Below are 3423 nucleotides of genomic sequence, written 5' to 3'. Positions count from 1 at the left end.
CACGCCCCGCCGCATCGAACACCTGCCGCGTGACCCGGGGCCTCGGCGTTTGTCCGACCGCCGCGCGCCAGTAGCCCACGCCACGCACAGCGAGCCCTCGCGGATCCATGACCGAGAGGGTGGGCGTTGCATGATGCACAGAAGAATTGTTCATGGGCTCTGGATAACATTCGCGGTCGGCCAGCGTCTACTGTCAGAAGTTACAGGTGAAGCCAGGGCATGAACGTGAGCACCCTGCAACGCCGCCTCAAGGACGACGGCTGCGCCTTCAACAACGTGCGTCGAGATCTGGTGCTGCGTTACCTGGACAACCCGAACTACTCGCTGAGCCGGATTGCCGACATGCTTGGGTATTCGATGGCGAGTTCGTTTACGCGGTGGTTTATCAGTCAGTTCGGGATGCCGCCGGCGACTTGGCGGGCGCAGAAGCAGGGGGCTGCGAAAGTGCAGGTGGATGCTGTGGGGCAGGTTGTTCCGAAAGAAACCTGATTCGGTTGGACTATTGGTAGCTCGATAAGGCTATCGGTCAGGTGCCGGGCTGCCAGCCAGGGTGTTTCTTTTTTATATGATATTTCATTACGCTTGGGTCACTATACATAGCGGAACAGCCTTCAACTGGGCATGAACCCGGTGCTCTGTGGGTCCAGGCGTGTCTATCCCTATTGTTTTTTTTACTAAATGTTTTGCCACATTCAGGATACATGCAGCTGTAGGGCTTTTCGTCGGAATGGGTTCGCATGTGGTGCTCAAGATAATCTTTTCGAGCAAACACTTCGTCGCATCCCGGATGCTTACACTGATGGCGCTTTTCACCGGTATGGGTTCGCATGTGGCGCTCAAGAGCATCCTTTCGAGCAAACGCTACGTCGCATCCCGGATGCTTACACTGATGGCGCTTTTCGTCGGCATGGATTAGAAGATGTCTCGTTAAATCGTATCGTTGCGTAAATGCTTTACTGCAGGTAGGGCAGGTATGATCTTTCGATGCCCCCGACACAACTGCCGACGAAGGACCGGCAACAGGAGAACTGGCAGGCTGATCCGCATTGGCATCAAATGCCTTGGTCGCCGCAATTTGAAAATCCAACTCTGCTAGAGGGTTAGAGGGCCCAACATATCCATCCAGGCTCCAATTTGAAGTCTGTGAATTGAAATCGATGTCGTCGAGGTAGAGGGTACGATCTGCCAAGGCACTCTCGGCGGCTCTCGCGTCAAGAACATCCTCCGAAATCGAGTTGACTTTATCACCAACCCCCGACCACATCCGCCCATCCCGATCCACCCTCCCCATCGGCGAATTCCCCACAAACCCATACAGATTCAACCCATCCACCGCCCCCGCCGGATCGGGATTGATCCAGCGGCTCAACCACGGCGCAAAATAGCGATACCCGTAGTAATACAACCCGGTCGCATCCCGTTCCTTGCCTGAATAACGAAGGGTTTTCCAGGCGCCGCTCTGGTCGCTGTGGTCCTCCCACGCCGTGCCGCAAAACGGGTAATAGGCTTCCCGGCTCTGCACGTTGGCGTGGTCGTCGAGTTCCAGCGTGCCGGAGCCCAGATGGTCGGTCAGGTGGTAGCGCAGCGCGAACGTCGGCGCCTGCGGCCCTTGTAGCCATTTCACCCGATTGCGCCCGGCCTCCAGGTCAAGCACCTGGTGCGTCGGGGTACCGTTGTGAAGGTGGATCTCCAGCCCCGGCAGGTAGCGCACTTCGCTGGTCACGGTTCGAGCATCGGTCAGGGCCGTGCGGACTTTGCGCAGGCGTTTGCCCCCGCCGCCGTAGAGGTAGCGTTCGGTGTCGTCGGCTTCATTCTCCCGTTGTACCGGCGACACGCTGGTCAGTTGGTTGCGCAAATCCCAGGTCATGGCTTGGCCACGCTGCAGGAAGCGCAGGTTGCCATTGCGGTCGAAGTGGTTGTCGAAATCCGGCGGCTGATCGTCTTCGAGCAGGCTGCGATTGCTGTTCGCGGCAACGGCCCAGCTCCGGGTGAAGGGTTGCGCGCCGAGGTGCCGCAGTTCGGTCATGTTGCCGGCCGGGTCGTAGTCGTATTCCTCGCGGTAGTTCACTACGGCGTTGGGGTCTGCTGAGGTTCGATACTGGCTGACGGGATAAACCGAAGATCGCTCGGCTTCCCAACCGGTTGCGCCGATCAACTGGCCGAGGCTGTCATAGTCGAAGGTGCGCAGCGCCTCAATGCGCTGGTTCTTGAAGAAGCGCACCGGCAATGCGTGGTCCTTGATGCCCACGATGTTGCCAGCCGCATCGACTTCGTAACTCAGATCCTGCACGGGTGACGCGCCAGGCAACCTAGCGGTCAAACGCAGCAAGCGGCCGTCGCTGGGGGCGTACTCGGCCTCGGTGACCACGCCGTTGCCGGCGGTTTCCCGTTCAACCTGGTTGCTCGGGTTGTAGCGAATGTCGTGGACCAGGCACTGGCCGGGGGCCGGGTTGTTCGCCGGTTGCAGCCAGCCCTCCTTGAGCTGCCCAGCCACGGTGTAACCGAATCGCCGACGGTGGCCGCTGGCATCGACAAGGCTCAGCAAATCTCCGGCGGGGTCATAGCCCCAGCGGCTCTCCAGCCCCACCCCAGGGTCAAGTAATGCATCACGTGCCGACTCGTCCAGCGGCCAATCGGGTGTGTCCAACTCCGTGAGAAAGTGGCTGATTTCACTTTGCGCCAGCCCCATCAAATCGTACTCGGGCATATGCCGGGTGCCGGCCGGATCGTCGTGACGAATCAGTCGACCACATTGATTGCCGACCTCGATATCGGCGGCGCCATACTTGAATCGCTCGACCATCCGGCCCGCCTCACCACGCGCCTGCTCCATCACCGCCGTCGGGCGTAGCGAGGTGTCGTATTCAAAGTCCTGCCGCGAGCCTCGGCTGTCCCACTGGCTCAGGGTTTCACCGGCCTGCCCCAGCAGTAACACCCGCCAACCGGCATCAACGCTATCCGTCGCCAGCACAGTCCCTGTCAGGCTGAAACCGTGACCCATCGCCGGAACCGGCAACCGCGCATCCCACTGCTCAACCCCACGCCCCGCCGCATCGAACACTTGCCGTGTCACCCGCGCCTGCGGCGCTTGCCCGGCCTTTGAGCGCCAGTAGCCCACGCCACGCACAGCGAGCCCTCGCGGATCCATGACCGAGAGGGTGGGCGTGGCATGATGCACAGAAGAATTGTTCATGGGCTCCGGATAACATTCGCGGTCGGTCAGCGTCTACTGTCAGAAATTACAGGTGAAGCCAGGGCATGAACGTGCGCACCCTGCAACGCCGACGACGGCTGCGCCTTCAATCGCTGGCAAGCCAGCTCCCACAAGGGACCGTGCCCACGATAAAACTGTAGGAGCCAGCCTGCTGGCGATGGACTCCAGTGCGCCGCGTTTATCCAGCTCACACGCGTAATCGTTAACGA

Annotated in this window: 1 protein-coding gene and 1 pseudogene; one reads left to right on the top strand and one right to left on the bottom strand. The window is 60.2% G+C overall.

Going from position 1 to position 3423, the window contains the following annotated elements; all coding sequences use genetic code 11:
- Window positions 1–210: 210 nt before the first annotated feature.
- Window positions 211–489: pseudogene (locus PMI26_RS07705) on the top strand (helix-turn-helix domain-containing protein); the annotation flags it as partial.
- A 37-nt stretch (window positions 490–526) separates the two neighbouring features.
- On the opposite strand, the gene PMI26_RS07710 reads toward PMI26_RS07705, so the two are convergent.
- Window positions 527–3193: an RHS repeat-associated core domain-containing protein gene (locus PMI26_RS07710; RefSeq protein WP_033048131.1), complete on the bottom strand. Its 2667-nt coding sequence runs from the start codon at window positions 3191–3193 to the stop codon at window positions 527–529.
- Between the last annotated feature and the right edge of the window lie 230 nt (window positions 3194–3423).

The sequence above is a fragment of the Pseudomonas sp. GM33 genome, assembly GCF_000282295.1.
Taxonomy (GTDB): domain Bacteria; phylum Pseudomonadota; class Gammaproteobacteria; order Pseudomonadales; family Pseudomonadaceae; genus Aquipseudomonas; species Aquipseudomonas laurylsulfatiphila.
This window is presented reverse-complemented; position numbering and strand designations above follow the sequence as displayed.

Excerpts from the sequence above, each read along its gene's own strand:
- PMI26_RS07710 (WP_033048131.1), bottom strand. The coding sequence starts at position 3,193 with ATGAACAATTCTTCTGTGCATCATGCCACGCCCACCCTCTCGGTCATG.